At 60.4% G+C, this 16,138-nt stretch carries 29 protein-coding genes; 23 read left to right on the forward strand and 6 right to left on the reverse strand.

Annotation, left to right across the window (positions count from 1 at the left end; all coding sequences use genetic code 11):
- The first annotated feature begins 11 nt into the window (after positions 1-11).
- A complete protein-coding gene (locus AB4136_RS06850) occupies positions 12-290 on the forward strand; it encodes a hypothetical protein (protein ID WP_441930808.1) in 279 nt (92 codons plus the stop codon).
- A gap of 405 nt (positions 291-695) precedes the next feature.
- On the opposite strand, the gene AB4136_RS06855 is transcribed toward AB4136_RS06850, so the two are convergent.
- Genes AB4136_RS06855 through AB4136_RS06865 form a run of 3 tightly spaced genes read right to left on the reverse strand, consistent with a single transcriptional unit; the run spans position 696 to position 1,516 of the window.
- Complete coding sequence (locus AB4136_RS06855; protein ID WP_441930810.1) at positions 696-992, reverse strand: hypothetical protein; 297 nt, start codon at positions 990-992, stop codon at positions 696-698.
- A 15-nt stretch (positions 993-1,007) separates the two neighbouring features.
- Positions 1,008-1,223: a hypothetical protein gene (locus AB4136_RS06860; protein ID WP_441930812.1), complete on the reverse strand. Its 216-nt coding sequence runs from the start codon at positions 1,221-1,223 to the stop codon at positions 1,008-1,010.
- Positions 1,220-1,516, reverse strand: a complete 297-nt coding sequence (locus tag AB4136_RS06865) for a hypothetical protein (protein WP_441930814.1) — start codon at positions 1,514-1,516, stop codon at positions 1,220-1,222. The genes AB4136_RS06860 and AB4136_RS06865 overlap by 4 nt, the downstream gene beginning before the upstream one ends.
- Positions 1,517-1,640: 124 nt before the next feature.
- Here AB4136_RS06865 and AB4136_RS06870 point away from each other — a divergent pair, with 124 nt between their 5' ends.
- Together AB4136_RS06870 and AB4136_RS06875 are read left to right on the forward strand one after the other, a co-directional pair.
- Positions 1,641-2,825, forward strand: a complete 1,185-nt coding sequence (locus AB4136_RS06870; protein WP_441930815.1) for a PcfJ domain-containing protein — start codon at positions 1,641-1,643, stop codon at positions 2,823-2,825.
- Positions 2,826-2,854: 29 nt separating this feature from the next.
- Positions 2,855-3,292 carry a hypothetical protein gene (locus tag AB4136_RS06875; RefSeq protein WP_441930817.1) on the forward strand — a complete coding sequence of 146 codons (438 nt, stop codon included), beginning with the start codon at positions 2,855-2,857 and terminating at the stop codon, positions 3,290-3,292.
- A gap of 915 nt (positions 3,293-4,207) precedes the next feature.
- On the opposite strand, the gene AB4136_RS06880 is transcribed toward AB4136_RS06875, so the two are convergent.
- Positions 4,208-4,810 carry a helix-turn-helix domain-containing protein gene (locus AB4136_RS06880; RefSeq protein WP_441930819.1) on the reverse strand — a complete coding sequence of 201 codons (603 nt, stop codon included), beginning with the start codon at positions 4,808-4,810 and terminating at the stop codon, positions 4,208-4,210.
- Positions 4,811-4,971: 161 nt separating this feature from the next.
- Here AB4136_RS06880 and AB4136_RS06885 point away from each other — a divergent pair, with 161 nt between their 5' ends.
- The 15 genes from AB4136_RS06885 (at position 4,972) to AB4136_RS06955 (ending at position 13,640) form a co-directional block, all read left to right on the forward strand.
- The gene (locus tag AB4136_RS06885; RefSeq protein WP_441930965.1) at positions 4,972-5,262 is read left to right on the forward strand and encodes a helix-turn-helix domain-containing protein; all 291 of its coding nucleotides are present in this window, start codon (positions 4,972-4,974) and stop codon (positions 5,260-5,262) included.
- The gene (locus AB4136_RS06890; protein ID WP_441930821.1) at positions 5,262-5,582 is read left to right on the forward strand and encodes a hypothetical protein; all 321 of its coding nucleotides are present in this window, start codon (positions 5,262-5,264) and stop codon (positions 5,580-5,582) included. The genes AB4136_RS06885 and AB4136_RS06890 overlap by 1 nt, the downstream gene beginning before the upstream one ends.
- A gap of 4 nt (positions 5,583-5,586) precedes the next feature.
- Entirely contained in the window at positions 5,587-5,943 is a 357-nt protein-coding gene (locus tag AB4136_RS06895; protein ID WP_441930823.1) for a hypothetical protein, read from the forward strand.
- Positions 5,943-6,788, forward strand: a complete 846-nt coding sequence (locus AB4136_RS06900; RefSeq protein WP_441930825.1) for a ParB/RepB/Spo0J family partition protein — start codon at positions 5,943-5,945, stop codon at positions 6,786-6,788. Before AB4136_RS06895 ends, AB4136_RS06900 begins: the two co-directional genes overlap by 1 nt.
- Positions 6,785-7,246 carry a hypothetical protein gene (locus AB4136_RS06905; RefSeq protein ID WP_441930827.1) on the forward strand — a complete coding sequence of 154 codons (462 nt, stop codon included), beginning with the start codon at positions 6,785-6,787 and terminating at the stop codon, positions 7,244-7,246. The genes AB4136_RS06900 and AB4136_RS06905 overlap by 4 nt, the downstream gene beginning before the upstream one ends.
- Positions 7,246-9,252, forward strand: coding sequence for a transposase domain-containing protein (locus tag AB4136_RS06910; protein ID WP_441930829.1), 2,007 nt, complete (start codon positions 7,246-7,248; stop codon positions 9,250-9,252). Before AB4136_RS06905 ends, AB4136_RS06910 begins: the two co-directional genes overlap by 1 nt.
- Positions 9,253-9,306: 54 nt before the next feature.
- Positions 9,307-10,359, forward strand: a complete 1,053-nt coding sequence (locus tag AB4136_RS06915; protein WP_441930831.1) for an AAA family ATPase — start codon at positions 9,307-9,309, stop codon at positions 10,357-10,359.
- Entirely contained in the window at positions 10,356-10,646 is a 291-nt protein-coding gene (locus AB4136_RS06920; protein WP_441930833.1) for a hypothetical protein, read from the forward strand. Before AB4136_RS06915 ends, AB4136_RS06920 begins: the two co-directional genes overlap by 4 nt.
- Positions 10,643-10,963: a hypothetical protein gene (locus AB4136_RS06925; protein ID WP_441930835.1), complete on the forward strand. Its 321-nt coding sequence runs from the start codon at positions 10,643-10,645 to the stop codon at positions 10,961-10,963. Before AB4136_RS06920 ends, AB4136_RS06925 begins: the two co-directional genes overlap by 4 nt.
- A complete protein-coding gene (locus AB4136_RS06930; RefSeq protein ID WP_441930837.1) occupies positions 10,960-11,268 on the forward strand; it encodes a hypothetical protein in 309 nt (102 codons plus the stop codon). The genes AB4136_RS06925 and AB4136_RS06930 overlap by 4 nt, the downstream gene beginning before the upstream one ends.
- A 6-nt stretch (positions 11,269-11,274) precedes the next feature.
- Positions 11,275-11,790, forward strand: coding sequence for a host-nuclease inhibitor Gam family protein (locus AB4136_RS06935; RefSeq protein ID WP_441930839.1), 516 nt, complete (start codon positions 11,275-11,277; stop codon positions 11,788-11,790).
- Positions 11,787-12,146: a hypothetical protein gene (locus AB4136_RS06940; RefSeq protein ID WP_441930841.1), complete on the forward strand. Its 360-nt coding sequence runs from the start codon at positions 11,787-11,789 to the stop codon at positions 12,144-12,146. The genes AB4136_RS06935 and AB4136_RS06940 overlap by 4 nt, the downstream gene beginning before the upstream one ends.
- A 3-nt stretch (positions 12,147-12,149) precedes the next feature.
- Positions 12,150-12,830, forward strand: coding sequence for a DUF7168 domain-containing protein (locus AB4136_RS06945; protein WP_441930843.1), 681 nt, complete (start codon positions 12,150-12,152; stop codon positions 12,828-12,830).
- Positions 12,827-13,036 carry a hypothetical protein gene (locus AB4136_RS06950; RefSeq protein WP_024923219.1) on the forward strand — a complete coding sequence of 70 codons (210 nt, stop codon included), beginning with the start codon at positions 12,827-12,829 and terminating at the stop codon, positions 13,034-13,036. The genes AB4136_RS06945 and AB4136_RS06950 overlap by 4 nt, the downstream gene beginning before the upstream one ends.
- A gap of 211 nt (positions 13,037-13,247) precedes the next feature.
- A complete protein-coding gene (locus AB4136_RS06955; protein ID WP_441930845.1) occupies positions 13,248-13,640 on the forward strand; it encodes a hypothetical protein in 393 nt (130 codons plus the stop codon).
- Here the strand turns inward: AB4136_RS06955 and AB4136_RS06960 are convergent.
- Positions 13,637-13,846, reverse strand: a complete 210-nt coding sequence (locus AB4136_RS06960) for a hypothetical protein (protein WP_441930847.1) — start codon at positions 13,844-13,846, stop codon at positions 13,637-13,639. The genes AB4136_RS06955 and AB4136_RS06960 overlap by 4 nt on opposite strands.
- Before the next feature lie 149 nt (positions 13,847-13,995).
- On the opposite strand from AB4136_RS06960, the gene AB4136_RS06965 reads away from it, so the two are divergent.
- Genes AB4136_RS06965 through AB4136_RS06980 form a run of 4 tightly spaced genes read left to right on the forward strand, consistent with a single transcriptional unit; the run spans position 13,996 to position 15,252 of the window.
- Entirely contained in the window at positions 13,996-14,625 is a 630-nt protein-coding gene (locus AB4136_RS06965) for a regulatory protein GemA (RefSeq protein ID WP_441930849.1), read from the forward strand.
- Positions 14,622-14,795 carry a hypothetical protein gene (locus tag AB4136_RS06970; RefSeq protein ID WP_441930851.1) on the forward strand — a complete coding sequence of 58 codons (174 nt, stop codon included), beginning with the start codon at positions 14,622-14,624 and terminating at the stop codon, positions 14,793-14,795. Before AB4136_RS06965 ends, AB4136_RS06970 begins: the two co-directional genes overlap by 4 nt.
- Entirely contained in the window at positions 14,792-15,031 is a 240-nt protein-coding gene (locus AB4136_RS06975) for a hypothetical protein (protein ID WP_441930853.1), read from the forward strand. The genes AB4136_RS06970 and AB4136_RS06975 overlap by 4 nt, the downstream gene beginning before the upstream one ends.
- 2 nt (positions 15,032-15,033) lie before the next feature.
- Positions 15,034-15,252, forward strand: a complete 219-nt coding sequence (locus AB4136_RS06980) for a hypothetical protein (RefSeq protein ID WP_441930855.1) — start codon at positions 15,034-15,036, stop codon at positions 15,250-15,252.
- A gap of 41 nt (positions 15,253-15,293) precedes the next feature.
- Here AB4136_RS06980 and AB4136_RS06985 read toward each other — a convergent pair whose 3' ends face one another.
- A complete protein-coding gene (locus AB4136_RS06985; protein ID WP_441930857.1) occupies positions 15,294-15,638 on the reverse strand; it encodes a hypothetical protein in 345 nt (114 codons plus the stop codon).
- A gap of 71 nt (positions 15,639-15,709) precedes the next feature.
- Here AB4136_RS06985 and AB4136_RS06990 point away from each other — a divergent pair, with 71 nt between their 5' ends.
- A complete protein-coding gene (locus AB4136_RS06990) occupies positions 15,710-16,078 on the forward strand; it encodes a hypothetical protein (protein WP_441930859.1) in 369 nt (122 codons plus the stop codon).
- The last annotated feature ends 60 nt before the right edge of the window (positions 16,079-16,138 follow it).

Raw genomic sequence — 16,138 nt, forward strand, 5'->3', positions numbered from 1 at the left:
ACGTCCTTGTAGTGCCCGATGCGGCGCACACCCTTCGGAAGGTCGATCCAGTCGATGTGGATGCTGAATTCGGCATCTTTAGCTGCCGCATCGACCTCAAAAACGATAAAATCGGCCTGCTGGGCGGCATCGACCTATTCAAGGATGTTGTTGTCGCCGGCGATCCCGATGTGTTCGTCGAGAATGCCTTGAAAGCTGTTCGCCTCGTAAAAGAGGTTGCCGCCGTGCCTGCTGTATGCGCGGAAAATGGTGCTCACTGTCTTTCTCCTGTCCGTCGGACAGCCGCTTGATTGCGCTGTCCGATGCAAGGAGTATTTGTTGTCATGACGATCATTACAAGAGCGATTTCAAAGATTCTTCCAAATGACTTTTCTGGATGACGCAAATATGTCCGCCGCTCATACAATGGTAAACAAATTTCGTGCGAAAATATTTTTGATGGAAGCTTGCTAGCGGCCGTGAGACCATTGTCAACAATTTGAATATGGCCGTTCTTTGGCCTTCGCAATTGTTGACAGCAGTATCAGGAGGGGGCGATGCGCAGGATTCTTACACTGGTTTTGATGGCGGTACGGGCTGCCATGTCGGGTGTCGCAACGATGTTGGACCGGATCGCCCGTCTTTTCGGCAGGGGCGGTCCGTCTATGCCAATGCCTCCGCAGGCGCTGCCTCCGGATGAGGTCAGAGAGGAGTACTCAGATGCATATGAGCGCGAAGCCGCAGCTGACGCAGCCGTCTCTTCTGACCTCGGTCATGCCGTTCATCAATATGCTGCCGCCGAGGACCCGGGTGTCCGGTGCGCGGTAGACCTCGGCGGCCTGAATTCTGCTCAGATTGACTGGCTGCTCGGACTGAACGATGAGGATCTGAGGCGCCTTGCGCAGGCGGGTCCCCGGGTTTGCGAGCGGGCGGTGTCGGGACGGCGGTCGGGCATCATTGGCCTGCCCTTTCCCGCAATAGAAAATGCGGCCCCGCAAGTAGAGGGGCCGCATCCAGTTCGAGATTTTCTAACCGACAGAGTCCGGCTTGCCCGCGCTCGCAACGCGGAGCTGTTGGCGTAGTCCTGCGAGAGCGTCGTCCAGCACCCGTTGACGGCGCTCCTCGTTCCGCCTCCGGATCAGGGTGAGAGCCTGCTGTTTTCGCCATGCCCGCAGCGCATCCTCGGCTTCGGGCATCTCATGTAGAATGTCCGTAAACTGCAGGTACAAGGGGTCGCGCTTCATGCGGCCCTCCGCTGCCTGTCGATAAACGCCTGCCTTTGCGCCAGAGCGCGCCGCAGCCGTTCGACTTCCGCCTGTGCTTCGCCGAGGTCGCGCAGCGCAGCGCGGGCGATGCCTTCCAGGCGAGCGACGTTGCCGGCAACCGCGGCATGGTATGCTGCTTGCTCGCGTGCTTCCCGATTTGCTCTGACGGCTTCCATTGCCCGGGCGTGCCCCGTGTAAATTGCGGCGCCGATGCCGACGCCGATAGCCGTGGCTTGAAGCCCAATCGCCGTTCCCTGATCCATCCTGCGCATGTCTGCCTCCTCTGTTGTCGCGATGATGTCCTGGCAGGATCCAGGGGACAGTTAAAGAGAAGCGATCGATTTGTTCTATGCGGCCGCCCGCGAAATCCTCGCTTGGGGAACGAGGGAGGGTGCCATGAATCTGAAGGGGTTGCTGCCGCAGGATGTCGATGGCCTGCGGGACTGGCTCGAGAACGTGCGCGTTACTATGGGCCTCAACCTTGCGGAGACGTTCCTGATACGGGTCTCCGTCGGACGGATCGCCGCGAACCAGATTCGGGCGCAGGCAAACCGCAAAATGGCGGAGGGCTGGTGGGACCCGATGCCCAGCGCCGGGCAGCTGTCGCACATTATTGACTGGCTTGTCGCAGACTTCGATGCCGGCGCACCGTGGCTGGCAAACCTGGACGAACGTGGCAGGCCGAAGAAACTGCTGAAATGCTCGTCTTACGAGGACCTCGTGCGTGAAGCTGACAAAAGCATGGACCGTAAGAACGCCCAGGCTGTGAGGGCTCTTGGACCCGAGGACGAGCAGCACATCGCCGACCTAGGCAACGGCTATACTCTCGTCCGCATGTTCACTCCTGAGGCGCTCGATATCGAGTCCCGCCGCATGTCCCACTGTGTGGGGCACGGATCCTACGACAAAAAGTTGACCACAGATTGGTTTCGCTATCTATCGGTTCGAGATGCCAAACGTCGCCCCACTGCGACCATTGAGCTGCGTCAGGAACCCAACGCTCGATGGTCCATCAGCCAGTGCTATGGCAAGCGCAACGCCAGGCCCGACCGCGAGGTCATGGACATCCTGAGGCCTTACGCTGCTGCACAGGACTGGCAAGATCGCCACTACTGGTGGCACACCGTAGTGGATGTCGACGACGTTGAGCATGATGTCGACCGTATCCCGGCGGGATCGACGATCATTGGCGATCTTAATGCGGGCGGCGATGTTGTTGACATCCTAGGCATTTTTGATCTGCCCCGAAGCCTCACGGTGTCAGGCAATGTGACGCTATCGCCAAGGGTCCGCATCCCTGAAAACCTAACTGTCTGGGGAACGTTTGAGATCGAACCCTGCCGCATTGTCGTTGACGACGGCCACGAGGGTGTCGTCTTACCCAAAAGCCTGCATGTCGATAAAGAAATCCGGGCGTTCTACGAAGGTGACATCGCTAGGCCGATACCCGCACACCTGCACCATTTGATCCGAGTGGAGCGTAGGAAGTTGGTTGTCAGGCATGGATCGGAACCTCGCTGGGAGGAGACCGTCGAGTGTCTGCAGGATGGCGACGATGCGGAGCCATCCCTGGGCATGTAGTAGGGCTCCGTGATGCGCAGCGGCATGCTATGTTCAAGCCGCTGCGCAAGACGGCCCGACTTGCACAGTATAGTGAGCATCCGATGCACAGACTGACCGAAGACGAACGACCGCATTATGACCGCTGGCTCGATGGTCTCGCAGAAGGCGACCCGCGCTTGCGCGACCTGCTGGCCGCCGCCATCGGCCGGATCGCCGCGGGGAACCTGAGGCGCATCCTTGAGGAGCGCGGACCGGGATCGACCATGAAGATGGGCGACCTGCCCATGTCGAAGCCGCTGCCGCCGGACTCGATGGCCATCGTTTTGTGGCTCAAGGATGCCATCGCACACGCTGACGACTGGCTACTCGATGTCGACGAATTCGGCATCCCGAAGCGCCTGTCGGCATGCGAATCTGAGGAAGACCTGCTGGACACGGCAGCCGAGGACTACCGTGTCAGGAAGTGGCGGCTGCCGGGCCCATAACGCTCCTGTTTGCTATTGCTTTGTTCTCGGTCGAGGTCTGTGACTCCGGTCTTTGGAAGACCAAGAGATCAAACTGCGCTTTCGATGGAGAAAACCTGTGTAGTTTGACACCGGGTCTTGCAGAAACCGGGATTAACTGGGAACAACCGGGAACAGCTGCGGATGCCTTACTACATAAGGGTTTGCGCGGCTAAGCGAGCCAACCTACGAGAGGTCGGCTTTGACACGACGGACGGGCCGATACCCTCGAAAGTGCAGTGGCATCACCCGATATTGCACAGACTTCAAATCGCGCCTCGGAAATCCTCAATTCGACTTTTAAGGGGCTTCAAACCGCCGCAAACGTTGATTTTCGGGGTGACCGGTTCCTCCGCTGGTGCCAAGAAAAGGATGGCCATCACGACGGAAAGTCAATTTGGGGTTTGCCCATTTAGGCAAACCAGCGCGGGACGCGACGTTTATCTAAATAAATCAAACGGATGGCTGTTGCACAACGCTGATACTGTGGTTTGCCCGTTAGGCTACGCCCCGATCCAGCTTGAAACCCCAAAACGCCGAAAACCCAAATTGAATAGGGCCACTTTAGTCCTATTCATGACGGGCTGCTAAATTTGCAACAATTTCAATCGTCTAGTGCAGCGCTGGGCGTGATGGAGATAAGTCCAACTCCATGGTCTTCCCAGGGCGGCTAACCGCGCGTTTCAAAGCCAGGCGGGGGCCTATGGAATTGCATCTTCACGAGCGATGGCAAAGCCTTACCGTTGGCAGCCGTCTGCGTCCAGATCGCGACGCTATTGCGCCACCTCCTCGTTGGCCAGTCTGACGCCTCCAAAGAGCTTTCTCCCTCCTGTCCAATTGAGAACGGGGCGCCTGAAGCCATGAAGAGCGGCGCCCAAAGCAGGATGCGCACAATCATCAGGCCGAGCGTTTGCCGGTACCGGGTTCGGCGGTTGCTTGCTCCAGACGCTTTCTTAGGAAATGGCGGAGTTGAGGTAAGATCGCTTCGATCTCTTCCGCATCGCTTTGGTTGAACAGACGAGCCATCAGCTCATTGTAGAGCACACCAGCTTCGGCCGATATTTTTGCAGGTGTGATCCTAATACCTACATCTTTGTGCACTTCTTCCACCAAGCGCGCCATCCTTTCGAGCAACACGACGTCCACTCTTGGCGCTCGCGCTCGGATCTCCATGTCATAGAGAGGATCGAGTTCTCGCCTGTGCTGGTCTACCGCGCGCATGCCGTGGCTCAAAATGGCATCGAATTCCCTCCTCTGGCGCTCTTCCTGGGCGATGCGATCCAGTTTTTCGCGGGCGAATTTCTCCCCGAGACCGGAGATCAGCCAAGCTAGGTTCACTTCGGCTACGTCCGCTATCCCCTGCAGAACCTTCGGTTTGGGTTTGGTACCTCTCAGCCAGTTTCCGAGCGATCGCCTGGGAGCACCGATCAGTTCGGCCAGCTTGTTCAGCCCACCCACTTCATCCGCAGCTTCTTTAATGCGGTCGGCGAGTTCAGACATCCCAATTCACCCAAATAGCCAGAACTGGCCAGTTCCGACTTGACGGTATGGCCATTTATGGCTACCCCTACCTTCGTCGCCGGAAACATCGGGCGACAATTGCACAACCAACCACCAACAAAAGGCGGATGCGCCAACATCCGCCGATCGAGGAGACCCTGATGACACAATCCCAAGAATGGGACCGTCACTCGATCCTTGCCCACATGCGCCGCGAAAAGATGACGCTTGAAGGCATTGCCAAGCGGTACGGGCTTCCGCTCTCCGGAGTCAAGAATATCTGGACGCGCCCCAACGAGAAGGCTGAGCGCGCCATCGCGGATTTCATCGGCGTTCCGGTCGAGACCTTGTTCCGCGATCGCTACCCGAAAACACGCAACCGCATCCTGGACCCCAACCTCGTCTCCAAAAAGACTGCGGACAAGCTTGCGATCCAGCGGAAAGCCGCGTGATGCGTGGCGCGATCCAGAACCGGTGCTGCTCTAGCCTTTTGCGTCCGGCGGTACCGGCAGAGCGTCAACGTCTCCCCTTCGTCGAGAGCGCCGCCCCGGCTGTCAGCTCCGCGTTTCCGTTCCGCGCCACGGACACAATCTCTCCCAAGGCGGAGCGGGCCACAATGACGAAAGCACCTGCCAAAATCGCCGCCCGAAATCTCTTCATTCCTTCTCAGTCCAAGGTCTCCTGGGCGGGGGAAATCTACCTCGTCGTCACGGTTCTGCTGACGGTGAACGTCGCTTGCATATCGATCCTGGTCCGGCTGTTTGTGAGGTAAGTCGATGCCGCTGAACCCATATTCCGAGCAAGAGCGCCTGCGGGTCATGCTCGCCAGTTGTTATGCGGGCGTGCAGCTGGGCTTCAAGCACCTGCCGCTACGCTTCATTATCGATCCGCCGCACCAGTTCTTTGACGCGCATCTGGCGCGGCAGATCGCCATTCACATCTTCGCAAGCCGGTTCGATACTCCGCGCCGCCGCATCGTGGCGATGACCAGCCTTGCTCGGTCCACTGTCGCCAGCGCCATCCTGACCGTCGACAACCGGCTGGAAGAGCCGCTGTTTGAGCGCGCCTATCGGCGGATGTCCTTGCGGGCCGGCGATCTTTTCCATGATCAGTTGATGAAGGATGCCGCGTGATGGTCGACTTCCGCCGCATCAAAGTCGCCGACATCACCGTGCCAGAGCGGCTGCGTGCCGTCGAAGAGGAGCACGCAATTGCGATCGCGCAGTCGATCGTCGAGCATGGCCTCCTCAATCCCATCGCGGTGAGGTCGACGCCGGCCGCCAAGACCGGGCCGTACACGCTGGTGGCGGGCGCGCACCGGTTGCGCGCCACCGTGTTGAACGACGAAACCGAAATCGACGCCGTGGTGGTAGAGGCCGACAAGGCCGAAGCGCAACTGATGGAGATTACGGAGAACCTGTTCCGTAACGAGCTGTCGGTGATTGACCGCGCGATCTTCGTAGCAACCTACCGGGAAGTGTGGACGCAGAAGCACGGGGCGATATCGCGCGGCGGCGATCGCCGATCAAAGGCTCAAGTTGAGCCTTTGATCGGTCGCGATTGTTTCGTCGACCTCATTGCGGCTGAAGCGGAAGCCGGTTTCGCGCAACATGTTGCCGATCGGCTTGGTATCTCAAAGCCATCCGCAAAACGCCTCGACCAAATTGCCCGCCACCTCCATCCCGATATCCGCGCCGCGATGCGCGGAACGCCCTTGGCGGACAATCAATCCGCTCTTCTGAAGCTGGCGAAGATGGAGCCGGCGAAGCAGCGGCAGGTCGCCGTCGCCATGCGTGCGGAGGGGCCAAACCTACAGAAGGCTTTGACCCTGGTTGAGGGGGAGCGCCCCAAGATCGATGCGCAGACAGCGATCTTCTCTTCGCTGGTCGATGCCTGGTCCCGCGCCAACTCCGACACCCGCGCGCGCTTTCTTGCCGAGGTCTCGCTGGTCGCCACCGATCAGGAGCAAGCAGCATGAGAAAGCTCCATCCCGACCAATCCGACATGTTCGAGGAGGCGCTTTTTCCTGTTCGCGCGCCTGCGGAAAGGATCGATCTGCAGAGGTTTCGGTCCAGACTGAAAAGGGCGATGGCGGAAGCGATCCGCCAATGTCCTTACGATCGGCCAATCATCGCAGCGCGGATGGCGCAGTATCTCGGCCTGCCATCGATCAGCAAGGCGACGCTCGACGGGTTTACAGCCGAGAGCAAAGCGAACCACGACATCAGCATATCGCGCTTCAAGGCATTCGTTCGCGCCACGGGGGCTGTCTGGCTATGGGACATGGTCGTATCCGAGGACGGGTTGACCGTGCTGGAAGGTGACGAAGCCCGCCTCGCCGAAATCGCTCTGCTGCAACAAGAACAGCGCGTGCTGACGCGAAAGCTCAACACGCTCCGCTCGGTGCCGGTCAACGTGAAGCGGCGGGGGCGTTGATGCGGAAGGAGTATTTCACACTCGCTGAACTGACCGCTGCCCGGTTGCCAGGTATGCCAGCAACCGTGCACGGCTACGCGAAACTGGCTTCCAGACAGCGTTGGCGTGCCGATCCTGAGAAGGTACGTAAGCTAGGTGGAAGCGGCGGCGGTGGCGGTTGGGAGTATCACCTCTCGCACCTGCCGCCATCAGCTCAGACGCGACTGCTGATCATCTACTCGACACCCGACGTTCCTACTGGCGGTTCCGCTATACGCAAGGAACTGTGGTCGCGTTTCGAGGCGCTTTCGAACGATCACAAAGCGACCTGTGAAAACCGGCTGCGCATACTGGTGCATGCCGCCGATTTGACCCGCTCGGGCATGGCGGTAAATGCAGCGGTCGCGCTTTCGGCGCATCGCCATGATGTCAGTGTGCGGGCCATCTACAATTGGCAAGGGCTGATCCAGGGCATCGACCGGGAAGATTGGCTGGCTGCGCTGGCTCCCGCTTTTTCATCCACCAGCGAGCGTGCTGCCTGTCACCCTGCCGCCTGGGATTTTTTGACTTCGGATTTCTTACGTCCAGAGGAGCCATCCTTTTCGTCTTGCTATCGTCGGCTGACCGAAGCCGCATGCAAGGAGAAATGGGCTCCAATCCCATCCGAGCGCTCGCTGCGCCGCAGGCTCGATGCCGAAGTTGCGCAGGCGGTGCAGACGCTAGCCCGCAAGGGTAGGGACAAGGCAAAAGCGCTCTATCCTGCCCAGCGTCGCACACGCGATCATCTGCACGCCATGCAGGCCGTAAACATGGATGGCCACAAGCTCGACGTGTTCGTCCGCCTGGAAGATGACCGCATCGTCCGACTATTTTTGTTGGCTATCCAGGATTTGTACTCTGGCAAAATTCTCGCTTGGCGTCTGACCGATAGCGAAAACAAGGAGACCGTGCGACTGGTCATCGGTGACGTGGTCGAGGCGTACGGTATCCCGGAGATCATCACCCTCGACAACGGCCGGGCGTTCGCATCGAAGTGGATCAGCGGCGGCAGTGCCAATCGCTACCGCTTCAAGGTGCGCGAGGAAGAACCGGAAGGCTTGCTCACCGCGCTTGGTATCGAGCTGAGCTGGACACTGCCGTATTCAGGCCAGTCCAAGCCAATCGAGCGTGCGTGGCGAGATATCGCAGACGACATCGCCCGGCACCCGATTTGCGCCGGTGCCTACACCGGCAACAAGCCAGATGCCAAGCCCGAGAACTACGCCTCTCGCGCCGTCCCAATCGACACGATGCGGGCGCATGTCGCCAAACAGGTCGACGAACACAATCGGCGGACTGGTCGAACGGCCACCATCTGCGCTGGACGCAGTTTCGACGAAACCTTCGCGGCCGGATTGGAACACGCCATTGTGCGTCGACCGACAGCAGCGCAGCGGGCACTCTGGCTGCTTGCGGCGGAGCGCATCCGCGCCCAGCGCGGCAGCGGTGAAATCCACCTGTTCGGAAACCGCTACTGGTCGCGCGAATTGAACGCTCATGCCGGGCGCAATGTTACCGTGCGCTTCGATCCCGATCACTTGACTAGGCCGCTGCGTGTCTATGATCAAGCCAATGCGCTGATCTGCGAAGCCGAGTGCATCGTTGATGCCGGTTTCCACGATGCGGAAGCGGCCCGCCAGCACGCCAGGGCACGCAACGACTATCAGAAGGCTCTTGCGGCGGAGAAGCGCGCTCACGCCCGGTTGTCCGCCGAAGACCTTGCCGCGATCCTCACGCGCGGCGATCTGGAAGCCCCGAAACGGCCGCAGCCGAAGCCGCGCATCACTCGGCTGGTCACCGGTAATCTCGCGGTCCAGGCGGCGCCCGTCGAACAGGTGGCCCAGCAGGCAGATTTTGAACGTCATTTTTCGCGGGCGCTGCACATCATTTCCGGCGGCGCCTCGATCCACCAATTCCCTGCCGATGCGTCGGCCGGGAATGAGCCGGTAAGTGCTGAGTACGGTTCCGAAAAAAACGGGCGGGAGTGATCCCGCCCGACAAACCGCCCGCACGAACGGGCAGCAAACCGAGGAACCTTTTAGATGAACGAAATCGTAGGCACAACCCAGATCAAGGGTACGCCAGTGTGGGAACGACCGTTGAGCGGTCCCGACACCTCGCTCACCAATCGAACCGAGATCGATGTCCAGTCCTGGTGGGGCCTGATCGACAAGGTGATCGCCGTGGCCATGGCTCAGGGCTTGAGCAAGGCCGAGGTGGCGCGCCGCATCGGTATGGCCGAAGGAACCTTCAGCCAATGGTATTCGGCCAAATATGCCGGCAGGTTGGACAGCACCAACAAGCAAGTCCAGCAATGGCTCGACGCTGTCGAGGAAACGGCCGGCCTTCTCGCGGGCATCCCGACATCACCGAAATTCTTGAACACCAACGTGGCACAGGACGTCATTGCGACGCTGCATTGGGCGCAGATCGCCGCCGACATGGTGATCATCACCCTGGAAGCCGGCATGGGCAAGACAGAGGCTTGCGAGCATTTTGCAAAGACCCGGCCTCACGTTTTCATGGTGACGATGTCGCCGCATTCCAAGACAGTCCACGGCATGCTGATGGAATTGGCGGCATCACTGGACGTGATGGTGCACAATCCGGCGAAGCTCACACGCGCCATCGGCAGGCGGCTGGAGAACAAGGGAGGCGCGCCGGCTCTCCTGATCGTCGATGAAGCGCAGAACCTGACGGATGACGCGGTTAACCAGCTTCGCCACTTGGTCGATGTCTACAAATGCGGCGTGGCTCTTGTCGGTAACACAGAGATTTACGGGCGTTTCAAAAGTGGCAAGGACGGTCGACCGGATGGTCCGTCATACGCCCAGATCAAGCGCCGCATCGGCAAGCGGCTCCTGCGCAAAAAACCTGACGTTGAAGACCTGAATACCTTCATCAACGCCTGGGGCGTGACCGAACCAGAAGCCGTCAAGTTCCTTGTTGGCGTCGGCTTGAAGGGTGGCGCCCTCGGCCAGATCGACAAGACGATGAAGCTGGCGTCGATGCTGGCGACTGGCGCCGGGGAAGCCTTGTCGTTCAAGCACCTGCAGGCCGCGTGGCAGAACCGCGACGTGGAGTGGATGGCATGACCGCCACGCTCTCACGCAAGCTGCGGGAGCTGGAGCTTTACTTCCATGCCCAGCGCGGCATGTCGGTGCAGATATCGGCCAAGCAGGTGGCCGCGCTGACCGACCAGCTCGCCATCATGGCCAAGCTCGCCGACGGGATGGAGACCGAGCTGGAAGCCTTCAGGATGCTCGAAGCCAACCGTGCTGGCCGTCGGTTCATGGAAAACGAAGCTACCGAGGTGCTGGCGGCATCGAGCACTCGCGCCGCTGGCAAGATTTTGCGGCCCGATTTCAGGAGGAAGTCGTGAGCAAGAACATCTACGAGCTGAGCGATCAGCTCTTCCAGCTGCGCAGGGATTTTTTGCCCCACGAAATTGGAGGCGTGTTCCTCTCGGCCGAGCGCGTTCGGCAGTTGACTGATGGTCTCATGAACCTTGGGCAGGCTGCGCTCAAGGAAGCGCACGAGATCTCGCGACACCGCTGGAACCTGCAGGCTCAAGCCGAACGCGACCTTGACGGCGAGCGCATCGCCGAGTTGGCAAGCCAGCCGGGAACGAACGTGCGCCTATTCCCGATCGTTCCGCGGCCGTTTTCGGACGGCCGCCCGAAAGGCGGTGCGGCGTGAGCAAGACCCTGCACGAAGCCATGGTCGAGGTCGACGTCATCGACGCGGCCGGACGCATCATCGCCAATCCGAAGCGCAATGCGGTGGCCGCGTCCTCGGCCACGGTGTTGGCGCTCGCTATGGCCACCGAGCGCATGTGGGAAATCTGCATCGAGGCCGAGCTGCTCGCTCGGGCGGTGCGGCTTCCGATCACCGGCGATGACCACAACGACCACCTCCGCGACGACACCATCCAGCACCAGCTCGATCGCGTCACCGAATTGATGGCCGCCCTGCGCGGCGAACCTTCGAAATCAGGAGAATAAGCAAACATGGCCAAGGCTAAGGCAAAAGCAATGACGCGCGTTCCGCAGTCCCGCGAGGACGCCGTCTGGACCGTTGGGCGGATCGGCACGTTGCGACGCGATATCACCGCCCGCAAAGCGACCGCCGACGAGCAGATCAAAACGATCGGCGAGCAGATCGAGGCAACACTGGCACCACTGGCCGAAGAGCTGAAACAGCTTGAGGAAGGTATCCAGGCCTACAGCGAGGCGAACCGTCTGGCTCTGACTGTTGAAGGCAAGGTGAAATTCCACGACTTCGGTACCGGCCGCATCAGCTGGCGCCTGCGCCCGCCCAAGGTTGGCATTCGTGGTGTCGATGCGGTCATCGAGGGATGCAAGCGCCTGGGGCTTGTCCGGTTCCTGCGCGTCAAGGAAGAAATCAACCGCGACGCCATGCTGGCCGATCCCGATACCGCCCGCCAGATCGCAGGTGTGTCGATCTCCTCGGAAGGCGAGGACTTCGTGGTCGAGCCCGCCGAGCTGGAGGTCATCGTCCCATGACACTTTGGCAAGAGAACCTGGAGCAATTGCTTCGCCTGGTCGGCGAGCTTTTGCAAACTGCAAATGAGTATGTCGGGCCGTGCGACGCAGTGGACTATGCAAACTGGCGGACCCGGTCTTCCGCCGCCGATCAGCACATCCGCGAGCGCCTGGAGCATGAAGCGGACGCGCGGTTCACCCAGAACGGTGACGTCTACATGGTTCGAATGGCGAGCATTCGCTCAACTTCGACCGCCGGATGGAATGCCGCGCTGGCGAACTGGCGTGCAGCCGCCAGGACACGTCTTGTGCAGGCATGCGATCCCATCAACCTCCAGGGCTCCGGTCCTGCGCCGATCCTACCGAGGGAGGTTTGAGCAATGACCAGCCAAAAAGTCCGCGACCGTATCCGGGCACTTCGGGACAAGACAGCAGCGCGCGGTTGCACTGAAGCCGAAGCTCTCGCCGCCGCTGAAAAGGCCGCGCAGCTCATGCGCGACCATGGCATTTCCGAAACCGACATCGTCATGGATGAACAATCTTCGACCAGCGACCGTGGCCGCTCGATCAAGGCAAAGCTGTGGCCGGTGATCGCCTATTGCACCAATACGGCGCACGTCATCGTGAGCGCCAACGGCCGTTCCGAGGTTCAGTTTGTCGGTCATGCTCCTGGCCCGGAGATTGCGGTCTACCTGCGCCAGGTAACGGAGGGCGCAGTCAATCGAGCGGTGCGCGAGTTCAAGACAACGAAATTCTACCGCAGGCGGCGCAGCCTGAAGTCCAGGCGCGATGCTGTGGCCGACTTCACCGACGGCATGGTCACTCGCCTGCGGTACCGTCTGTTCGAGGTATTCGCCACCGTTGTTGACGACGATGCCAGAGAGCAGGCCGAAATCGCGCTCTTCGAACGCCACCCCGAAACGCAAACAGTCAATCAGAGATCCGCGCCGTTGCGGCATCATGCGGCTCGGTCAGCTGGATGGCGAGCTGGAGAGAGCGTCACGCTCGCACATGGCGTCAGCAGTTCAGAGGCGCCCTTGCAGATCGGCGGTGTGCGATGAGCACGATGATCCGCAAAATCGAAACCGCGCTTGCGGAGGCGATTAAGTACCGCCTGGCCGGTTCTGACATCATCACCGAGCCCGGTGGCGAACGCGTCGCCTGCGTTTACCACCATGGTTGCCCAAGCGAACACGGGGGCAGCGCCATCGCGGCGAAGGTCAATCTGACGGGCCTCGCGATCGACATCGAGAGGGCGCTGTCATGAGCGCGCTCACCTGGGCACAAGTCGCTGACCATGCATATTGGGAACGCGCTATTGCCGCCGCAGTTTCCTCACCGCCGGGAACTCTGGAAGCGATCCATCAGGTCTTGTGGGAAGCAATCGCCGATCAACGGTCCTTCCGCCGCCTAAGAGAAACTGTAGAAGAACGGTTCGCGCCTGACTTTGACGGCCCAGACCGACAGGCAGTTGGCCGATGACCGCAGTTCCTTTTGCTGCATGCGCGCTGCCGATCGATGCGATATCTGACGATGAGGTCCACGAACGCGCGTGTGATCTTGTCCGCCTTCTGGACGGCCTGTCGCTGATCAGCGCCGAGAAGGTCATGCTACGTTGCCGTCAACTGATTGCGCAGACACATTACGTGTCGGTCAGTCAGGCCGACGACGAAATCCCGGGCGCTCAAGGGAAACGCGCTACCGGCATGACTTCGGAGGAATTCCTCGCCACGGACCGGAGGATGCCTGGTGCCGGCGCAGTGTACGAACAAGCAAGCGCGATCGCCGAAACGCAGAAATGCTCCGGCGGGCAACATGTCTACGTGCACGGAAATGGAATGGTGTACGTGCCGACAACGAGGGCACGCTAATGCGAGATGCTTCCCTCGGGTACTTCAGCATCGATCGCTTCAGCGCCTTCGGAAATCTGCTGCCAGACGGCCTCCAGTTGTTCGTACGCGATCTGAACGTCGTCGTTGATGATCGTACCGAAGTTCATGGCAGTCTGAAATTGCCCCGAGCCGATGTTCGCCGCGACAAGGCTGACAGCCAGTTCGAACAGCTTTTCCTTTGTCATCCAATCATCTCCTCGTGCCCTCGCCACCTGGGGATGCCAGGTGCCGGCTCACGTTGCAGCATGAGCCGGCACCATCACCTTAGACTGAGTCTTCCGGTCGGAAACATGCCTGCGAACGCGGGCGCTGAAGCAAGCAAGGATCTGTGCTCATGAGCGCGACCGCAGCAATCCACGTCGCCAAGAAACAGCTTGGCCTCGACGATGACACGATCCGCGATGTCTACGAACGCGTGACGGGCAAACGCTCGCTGCGCGACATGTCGGCGGCCGAGCAGAACAACGTTGTCCAGGAGCTGCGGCGCGGTGGTTTCAAACCCGCCTCGATGGGCTCTCGAAAGCGCCTTGAAGGCAAATATGCGGCCAAGCTGCAGGCGCTGTGGATAGCCGCCTGGAACCTCGGCATCGTCAAATCCAACGACGACCGCGCCCTTGTGGCCTTTGTCGAACGGCAGACGGGCCTGTCCCATGTGCGCTTCCTGCATGATGCCGGCGACGCCGTGAAGGCGATCGAAGGGCTGAAAGGCTGGATGACGCGAGAAGCCGGCGTCGACTGGAGCGATACCATCTTCACGGCTACCTGGATGAAGCTGCTGGGCGCGAAGATCGCGGTCGCTCAGTGGAACATCCTGATTGCTAAGGGCGCGGAGGCGCCGAGCTTCCACACCTTTCGCGCTTTCGTCGCCACGGTTGCCAAGCCGGTGGATCAGATGCGCGATGGCGACTGGATGCCGGTCATGAACACCCTTGGCGACCGGGTCAGGAAGGCGGTCGGCAAATGACGGCGCGCACCATTGTCGTCTACGCGATCGTCTACACCGTGTTGATGCTTGCAGCCGTGCAGTTCGTGGACGTGCCAGGCCGCGTGGGCATCATTCTGGCTATTGCGAATGTGTGGTTCTGGATTGGCCGCATGTCGGCTTTGCCTCGTTCCGCAGGGGCGCAGGCATGAGCGCCCGTCGCCGCGTCGGCTGTGTGAAAATCGATTTCTCAGTAATCGAGCGATTTGCCGCAAGCGAGATCCATCAGCTGCCGTTGGCTGGGATCGGCGAAGGCTGGTCCCTTTCCAGGGCCTCTTCGCTTCATCGGCGCAAAGACGGCTCCTACACGCTCTGCCTGATCTGGAAATCCGTTGACGGCCTGACGCTTAATAGCACAACGCGCGGCCTGCGGCTCGGACGCTCATGATCATGGTTCGCAGCGTCACCCAGCCGAAGACTTTACCTCTGCTTGTGTGGAATGAGCAGTCGGAGATCGACCGGTTACAGGGACAGCGGCTCGAACTGTGCGAGCGCATTTCTGTTCTCCGTCCACACAGCCACAAGCGCCTGGAGCTGGAGTTCCGGCTGCGTATGGTCACGGCCCGTCAGCTAGAGCTGCAGGCAGCGATTGAGCGGGGCCTGATATGATCGGGTGCTGCAAAACTGACGCTATTCGTGGCGGGCGCGAACTAGCGCTCTCTTGTTACATGTCGAAAGGTCAATGTCGGTTTGCCGTCAATCGAGACTTCCACGGTTTCCGCATCGGATCCCGGATAAACGAGAAAGGGTGTTTTCCCGAACTTAACGACTGCGCTTTCACCGGTAATGGCAAGGGCTTCAATCGCCCCGGAATACAGTTCGGAGCCCACCATTGCCTTGATGTATCGGTCCTTGGCAACGAACTCGAAAGCGGCTGCCGTGGTCCAGCTGTCGCTGGTCGCTTGCCATTGTCCGTCGAGCTTCTTGAGCAGGTCGGCTTCGGTGAAACCGGTGAGTACCACCAGTGCCACGGAAGCTGCAGCGATCCTCAACATTCGGGCGTCCCTCTCCACCAGGGCCAGAGCCTAGCGCGGCACCGCCAACACCACAAGCAGGCGAGGTGGGCATGAGCGACGATCGCCTCACCATGGAGTTGCAGAACCTGCTCGGTGAACCGGCCTTTCTCGCACTGGTGGCGGCCTTCGGTGGCACGCGGTTGTTCATCCCCGCGACCGACCGCGAAAACCAACTTCTCCCTGTCCTCGGCCGCGTCGCCGTCGACCAGCTCGCCGGCCGCTACGGCCGGTCGTATCTGCGGGTGCCTCTTGCGCGAGAGGCTCGGGCGCGCCACTATCGCGCCGCTGGAATGTCGAATGCTGAAATCGCCCGCAAGCTCGGGCTGACCGAAACGGGCATCGACAAAATGTTCCGCAGGATGGGCGACCGCCCCGCCAAAGGCTCTGTGGATCCGCGACAGCTTTTCCTCTTCGACTGACCATGCCCGCGCTGGCGGGCATGATACGCGCGCGCGACCGCACGCATGCTGCAGGCACAA

The organism is Mesorhizobium sp. 2RAF21, assembly GCF_052115345.1.
In the GTDB taxonomy this organism is placed as follows: Bacteria; Pseudomonadota; Alphaproteobacteria; order Rhizobiales; family Rhizobiaceae; genus Mesorhizobium; species Mesorhizobium terrae.